This window comes from Butyrivibrio sp. INlla16, assembly GCF_900104155.1.
GTDB lineage: Bacteria > Bacillota > Clostridia > Lachnospirales > Lachnospiraceae > Butyrivibrio.
In genome coordinates, this window is record NZ_FMYB01000049.1 from 23,338 (window position 1) to 30,245 (window position 6,908).

Sequence of the window (6,908 nt, forward strand, 5' to 3'; positions counted from 1 at the left end):
AATTTTCACGAGGTGAGATTAGAATGAATACAGCAGTTACAATTGCAGGAGTTACTTTTAAGAATCCCGTAATGACCGCATCCGGTACCTTTGGATCCGGCATGGAGTACTCGGAATTTGTAGATCTGAACAGACTTGGTGCCGTTGTTACAAAAGGTGTTGCCAATGTGCCGTGGCCGGGAAATCCAACACCGAGAGTGGCGGAAGTATATGGCGGAATGCTAAATGCCATTGGACTTCAGAATCCCGGAGTGGATGTAATGATAGAGAGAGATCTGCCTTTTCTTAAGGACTTTGATACTAAAGTTATTGTCAATGTGTGTGGGAAGAGTACGCAGGACTATGTGGACGTTGTCGAGAGGCTTTCAGATCAGGATTCGGTTCATATGCTTGAAATCAACGTATCCTGCCCCAATGTTAAGGAGGGCGGAATAGCTTTCGGGCAGAATCCGGATGCTTTATTTGAAATCACAAAAGAAATCAAAAAGCATACAAAACAGCCGATCATAATGAAGCTCAGCCCGAATGTCACAAGCATTTCAGAGATGGCTAAGGCTGCAGAGGCAGCAGGGTCGGATGCTATTTCACTAATAAATACAATTACCGGAATGAAGATTGATATTTACAGGAAAACCTTTGCCATAGCAAATAAAACCGGCGGTTTGTCGGGGCCTGCCATAAAGCCGGTTGCTGTTCGCATGGTATATGAGGCTTCACATGCGGTAAAAATCCCGGTTATCGGAATGGGTGGTATAGCGACAGCAGAGGATGCCATCGAATTCATGCTTGCAGGAGCATCCGGGGTAGCAGTAGGAGCTATGAATTTTCATGATCCTTATACCACGATAAATGTGATAGAAGGTATTGAGAGATATATGGAAGAGCAGAATATATCGGATATTAATGAAATAATCGGCGCAGTGAAATAAGTATTCACCACGCCGGTAGAGTTTAAATAATTACATATTATCCGGGGTAAAGGATATCCTTACCTTTGAATCCGAGATTTTATCGCCGTCCAGCTGCAGTTCATACTGTACATGGGCGGTGATTTTTTTTGGATTTTCTTCAATCATGAGATGCCTTGTTATGGCAGTCATTTTCATCAGGCCGTAGGGAGTCTTATAGTCGGTGTTCCAGGTTTTTCCCAGCGAAAAATATAGCTCCGAATCCAAAGCACCGGTCTGAACCATGCGAAGAAAGCCCTCGCCGATCTCAAGCCTGTGGGAAGTAACTGCAGGTGCCTCTCCGGGAGTATCTGACATATCTTCCGTATATGTGATTATGTAGGTGGTTCCCTGCTGGTCGCAGCTTGCCGGGAACTCCTGCTTTATTATTTCGGGAGTTCCGTCGCCGTGATCATGGGAGCCGACGATTTTAAGTGTTCCGTTCATTCATACTCCGCTTTATAAAAATATAATTGTAATGGACTTATAAATTTGAGTTAATGGGCTTTGTCAGGAAAAGCTCAGGGGCAATGCCTCTGCTTTGCAGTTCCTTTATGGCGTTATTTGCGCTGACAAGATCCTTATTCTCAAAAATACCGAATACTGTAGGACCGCTTCCGCTCATGCGTGCACCTTTCGCACCATTTGCCAGAAGAATCTGCCTTATTTCCTCTATGACAGGATATTTTCCGGATGTAATAGGCTCTAAAACATTGCCGAGACGATCAGTTATTCCGGTAAGGTCGCCCTCTTCTATGGCAGATTTTATTCCGTCAATGTCCGGATGCTCTGCAATGGGTGCCGAATCAAGAGTCGTGTAAGCCCAAGCGGTCGATACGTCAAGAAGTGGCTTTGCAATTACAATATGACAGGAGGGCATGTCCGGCAGAGCCGTAAGCTCTTCTCCTATTCCTTCTGAGAGGGCAGTGCCACCTTTTATACAGTAGGGAATATCCGCACCTTTTTTTACTGCAAGAGCACATAAATCCTCGGTATTATGACCAAGGTTCCAGAGCTCATTAAGCGCTATATATGTTGCAGCGGCATCGGTACTGCCACCGGCCATTCCGGCAGCCATGGGTATGTGCTTCTCAAGGCGGATAGTCACACCCAGGTCTGCGGCATTACAGTGAGAACGAAGCTGATCTGCTGCTTTATAGATCAGGTTGTGTTCATCTGTGGGAATTCTGGGATCAGATGTTTCTATTACAATTTTATTATCGTCTCTTTTTCCAAAGCATAGATCGTCTGACAGGTTAATGCTCTGCATGATCATTCGCACGAGATGATAGCCGTCATCGCGTCTTCCGATTACGTCGAGGCCTAAATTTATTTTCGCGTATGCTTTTCTTGTAATCAATAGAATATCCTCCTTCAATCATCAAACTGTAAGTATCATACCATACTTTATAAATAGTTTACATTTTGCGGAGAAGTATATGGTAATAGTACAAATTTTATAATTATTTAATTGAAAATAGCTAAAAAAATACTTAAGGTTAAATTGAAAAGAGTCGATAAACAAGATGAGTAATACTGTAAGTATGCCTTGGCATACCAGTCGTATCGGCGTCAGATCATTTGGCGTAGAAAAGGAGTTCATATGGGCGTAAACGGAGTTACGGGTGTAGACCAAACCACGTATTACGAGCCGACGACGACCGCAAAGGTAGCAGAATCAACATCTGAGGATAAAACAGCGAAAACCGCTGAGGCAAAAGATACCGGAAAAGCTGCGGTTTATGAGAAGTCGGATAGTGTGGCAGCACCTACAACCAATAAGACTTACACAAAGAACGAAGCAGTTGTCAATATGCTAAAGAGCGACCTGGAGGAAAGAACCAATCAGCTGAAGGATATTGTATCCCAGATGATTTCCAAACAGGGAAACGCCATCGGAAAAGCCGATGATATCTGGTCTTTCCTTGCAAGCGGCGACTATACGGTTGATGAACTTGCAAAGAAGAAAGCGCAGGAAGAGATATCTGAGGATGGTTATTGGGGCGTAAAGCAGACCTCACAGCGTATTCTCGATTTTGCAAATGCTCTTACAGGCGGAGATCCCAGTCAGATCGAAAAGATGCGCTCAGCATTTGAAAAGGGATTTAAGGAAGCAACCAAGGCCTGGGGCAAAGAACTGCCGGATATTTCAAAGCAGACCTACGATGCAGTCATGAAGGGATTTGACGAAATGGCTGAAAAGAATAATGAAACAACTGCTGAGACCGGTGAAATTGAAGCATGATTTTTACAAATTAAATATTGAATAATGAAAAGGACTGTGAGCATATGCCACAGTCCTTATTTTGTAGTATTTTATTAAAGTATCGGATTACTTAAGGGGCTTTGCGCCGGCCTTCTCCTGAGCTCTGGAAATGAGATCCTTCCAGAATCCCTTTTTCTCTTCCTTATGAGCAACACCGCCGCGGATACCCTTAACACCTATAACATAGATTCCGCTCACATCAGCCTTAACTTCCTTTTTAACAGGTACAGAATCAAAGATCTTTTCATCGCAGACAAGATTCATGATCTGGGGACCAACCTTAACCTTGAGGATCGGAAGCTTGGAACGACGAAGAAGCTTGGGAGTGTTCTCCAAAACAGCAGAAGGAAGACCTGCCTCATTGATCTTCATACGCTTTTTATCAATGACGAGCATGGAAATGCTCTGCTTCATAGCCTCCATCTGTGCCTGCTGCTCTTCCTGACGCTTCTGGGCTTTCTTACCGAGAATGGTCAGTACAACAAGACCTATAATAAGAACTGCAATAATTACTAATAATACGATTAATACCGGATTCAAAACATTCCTCCAAACTATACAAAAAACTGATTGTTGCGACTAGCGAAAAACATCGCGCAAAAAGTATTTTATCATTGAATGCGGTTACAGGCAACAAAATACTTTAACATAAGTAGAAACTGTGCTAGTATTAAAAAAGTTTGATTTTTGTTTTCAAGGAGTAAATGTTATATGAAAAAAATAGTGTCAGTTATGATGGCTGCGGTAATTGCTGCGGGAGCACTTACAGGATGTGCCAAGGCAGGCAAAAACGCCGATGCTGCATACCTTAAGGATATTAAACTTACAGATTATGTAAAGCTTGGAGAGTACAAGGGATTGTCCATAGAAGTTGCATCCCCTGAAGTTACAGACGAAGAGGTTGAGCAGTACATGCAGTATATAAGCTCTTCCATGAAGGCTACTGTTGAGGTAACAGACAGAGCAGTTCAGGAGGGTGATACAGTCAATATCGATTATTCCGGTAAAAGAGCAGATACCGGCGAGGTATTCGATGGTGGTACTGCTGAAGGATATGATCTTACAATAGGCTCACATTCTTTTATTGATGGTTTTGAGGACGGTCTTATCGGAGCACAGATTGGTGAGACAAGAGATTTGAATCTTACTTTCCCTGAGAATTACGGCGCTGCCGAGCTTGCCGGTGCAGATGTTATTTTCACGGTAAAGGTCAACAGCATAAAAGTTAAGCCCGATCTTGACGATGCTTATGCAGCTTCACTTGGAATAGAGAATGTATCTACTATTGATGAACTTAAGGCATATCTTAAGAGCAGACTTCTCGAGGAAAAGCAGACAGATTATCAGAATGAAGTAAATAATAAGATTCTTGAAGCTGTTACCGATAATTGTAAATTTTCAGAGGCTCCTGCTGCAGCCCTTGAGCGCTTTAAGGGATTGTACACAGATCAGGCAAATCTTGTTGCATCATATTATTCAACAAATTACGGTACCAATTATTCAACAGACCAGGTTCTTTCAATGCTGATGTCACAGGATGGCTTTACAGGAGAGCAGGAAGAGTATCTTGCAGATAAGTCGGTTGAACTTGCAAATCAGTTCATAATGCTTGGAGCAATTGCTGAGGCTGAGGGTATTGAGGTAACAGAGGACGAACTCAACGAGAAGCTTAATACCGATATGGCTAATGCAAATGCTACTGCCGAAGAAGGTAAGTCGGTTGCCAGCCTTGATGAGTACAAGAAGACAGTTGATGTTGAGAATGTGAAGGAGAATCTCCTTACAAATAAAGTTATTGAGTTCCTTGCAGCAAATGCAGTTGTTACAGAGCCTACAGCCGATGCGACAGAGGCAGACAGTTCAGCAGAGACTGATGAAGCAGCACAGACAGACGCAGCAGAGGAAGCAGAAAGCGCAGATTGATCCGAATAACGGACAGATACGGAGGTATATATGGAACTGACAGATATCAGAGAGCTCTTTGCAGCTCCGGAAAAATATGCAGATAAAGAAGTGACGGTTGGCGGATGGATCCGTAATATCCGTGATTCTAAGACTATCGGATTTGTTGTATTAAATGACGGTACATATTTTTCACCCCTTCAGGTGGTTTATTCTGATGAGCTTAGCAACTTTGCAGAAGTAAGCAAGCTCAATGTAGGAGCAGCTATCATTGCTACAGGTAAGATCGTAATGACTCCTGATGCAAAGCAGCCCTTCGAGATGCAGGCAACAGGTATTGAGATCGAGGGACCTTCAACTCCCGATTATCCGCTTCAGCCTAAGCGTCACTCTCTTGAGTATTTGAGAACACTTCCTCATCTTCGTGCAAGAACAAACACATTTGAGGCAGTTTTCAGAGTTCGTTCACTTGCAGCATATGCTATTCACTCATTCTTCCAGGAGAGAGGCTTCGTATATGTTCACACACCGCTTATCACAGGTAGTGATTGTGAGGGTGCAGGTGAGATGTTCCAGGTAACAACAATGGACCTGAACAATGTTCCCAAGACTGAGGACGGAGAAGTTGATTATTCAAAGGATTTCTTCGGAAAGCCGGTAAACCTTACTGTTTCAGGACAGCTTAACGTTGAAACCTATGCATTTGCATTTAAGAATGTTTACACATTTGGTCCCACATTCCGTGCAGAGAACTCAAACACAACACGTCACGCTGCTGAGTTCTGGATGATCGAGCCCGAGATGTGCTTTGCAGATCTTAAGGATGATTGTGACTGTGCAGAGGCTATGCTTAAGTATGTTATCAACTATGTACTTGAGAATGCACCTGCTGAGATGGAGTTCTTCAACACATTTGTAGATAAGGGACTTATCGAAAGACTTAAGAATGTTGCAAACAGCGATTTCGGTAGAATTACATATACCGAGGCGGTTGAGCTTCTTAAGAAGCACAATGATAAGTTTGATTACAAGGTAGATTGGGGTTGTGACCTCCAGACTGAGCATGAGAGATATCTCACAGAGGAGATTTTCAAAAAGCCTGTATTCGTAACTGATTATCCGAAGGAAATCAAGGCTTTCTATATGAAACTTAACGAGGATGGCAAGACTGTTGCAGCTGCTGACTGTCTTGTACCCGGAATCGGTGAGATTGTCGGTGGAAGCCAGAGAGAGGATGATCTCGAGACTCTTGAAAAGAGAATGGATGAACTTGGCCTTAAGAAGGAAGATTATCAGTTCTATCTTGATCTTCGCCGTTACGGTTCAGTTCGTCACGCTGGATTCGGACTTGGTTTCGAGCGTTGCGTAATGTACCTTACAGGTATGGGCAATATCCGCGACGTTGAGTCCTTCCCTCGTACAGTAGGAAACTGTGAGCTGTAATTCGAGCATATTATCTGAATGTTACTATTCACGGTCTAATGATTGACTAAAAATATATAAGTGCTGATTGATGCAAGAGGTCGTAAACTCAGATTATGTCTGGGGTTACGGCCTCTCTGCATTTTGCACTAATTTCTGATTGAAAGTTTGTGGAAAATAATGGTACTATATAACTAAATAATACCAATACACGTATTGACATAAATATTGGTATGATATATAATAAATAGTACCAAGTACAGTTAAGGAGGTTGGATGAAAGATGTCGATAGTGAAGTACACAAACAAAAAGACTGGAATGATTGCCGTTTACGAGTCTACATCTCATTATGATCCTGAGACAAAACAGT

At 42.7% G+C, this 6,908-nt stretch carries 7 protein-coding genes; 4 read left to right on the forward strand and 3 right to left on the reverse strand.

What is annotated here, in order from left to right:
* Positions 1-23 precede the first annotated feature (23 nt).
* Entirely contained in the window at positions 24-929 is a 906-nt protein-coding gene (locus tag BLR42_RS17910) for a dihydroorotate dehydrogenase (RefSeq protein WP_091872108.1), read from the forward strand.
* A 30-nt stretch (positions 930-959) separates the two neighbouring features.
* Here the strand turns inward: BLR42_RS17910 and BLR42_RS17915 are convergent, their stop codons facing one another.
* Positions 960-1,394, reverse strand: a complete 435-nt coding sequence (locus BLR42_RS17915; RefSeq protein ID WP_091872111.1) for a YwiB family protein — start codon at positions 1,392-1,394, stop codon at positions 960-962.
* 37 nt (positions 1,395-1,431) lie between these two features.
* Entirely contained in the window at positions 1,432-2,307 is an 876-nt protein-coding gene (gene ispE / locus BLR42_RS17920) for a 4-(cytidine 5'-diphospho)-2-C-methyl-D-erythritol kinase (RefSeq protein ID WP_330387394.1), read from the reverse strand.
* Positions 2,308-2,550: 243 nt separating this feature from the next.
* Between ispE and BLR42_RS17925 the strand changes: the two genes are divergently transcribed.
* Entirely contained in the window at positions 2,551-3,192 is a 642-nt protein-coding gene (locus tag BLR42_RS17925) for a hypothetical protein (RefSeq protein WP_022761065.1), read from the forward strand.
* Positions 3,193-3,279: 87 nt separating this feature from the next.
* Here the strand turns inward: BLR42_RS17925 and BLR42_RS17930 are convergent, their stop codons facing one another.
* Entirely contained in the window at positions 3,280-3,753 is a 474-nt protein-coding gene (locus BLR42_RS17930) for a hypothetical protein (RefSeq protein WP_022761066.1), read from the reverse strand.
* 171 nt (positions 3,754-3,924) lie between these two features.
* On the opposite strand from BLR42_RS17930, the gene tig reads away from it, so the two are divergent.
* Both tig and asnS read left to right on the forward strand, forming a co-directional pair.
* Positions 3,925-5,136: a trigger factor gene (tig, locus tag BLR42_RS17935; RefSeq protein WP_091872118.1), complete on the forward strand. Its 1,212-nt coding sequence runs from the start codon at positions 3,925-3,927 to the stop codon at positions 5,134-5,136.
* A gap of 30 nt (positions 5,137-5,166) precedes the next feature.
* Positions 5,167-6,558 (forward strand): asparagine--tRNA ligase, encoded by a 1,392-nt coding sequence (gene asnS / locus BLR42_RS17940; protein WP_022761068.1) that lies wholly within the window; start codon positions 5,167-5,169, stop codon positions 6,556-6,558.
* The last annotated feature ends 350 nt before the right edge of the window (positions 6,559-6,908 follow it).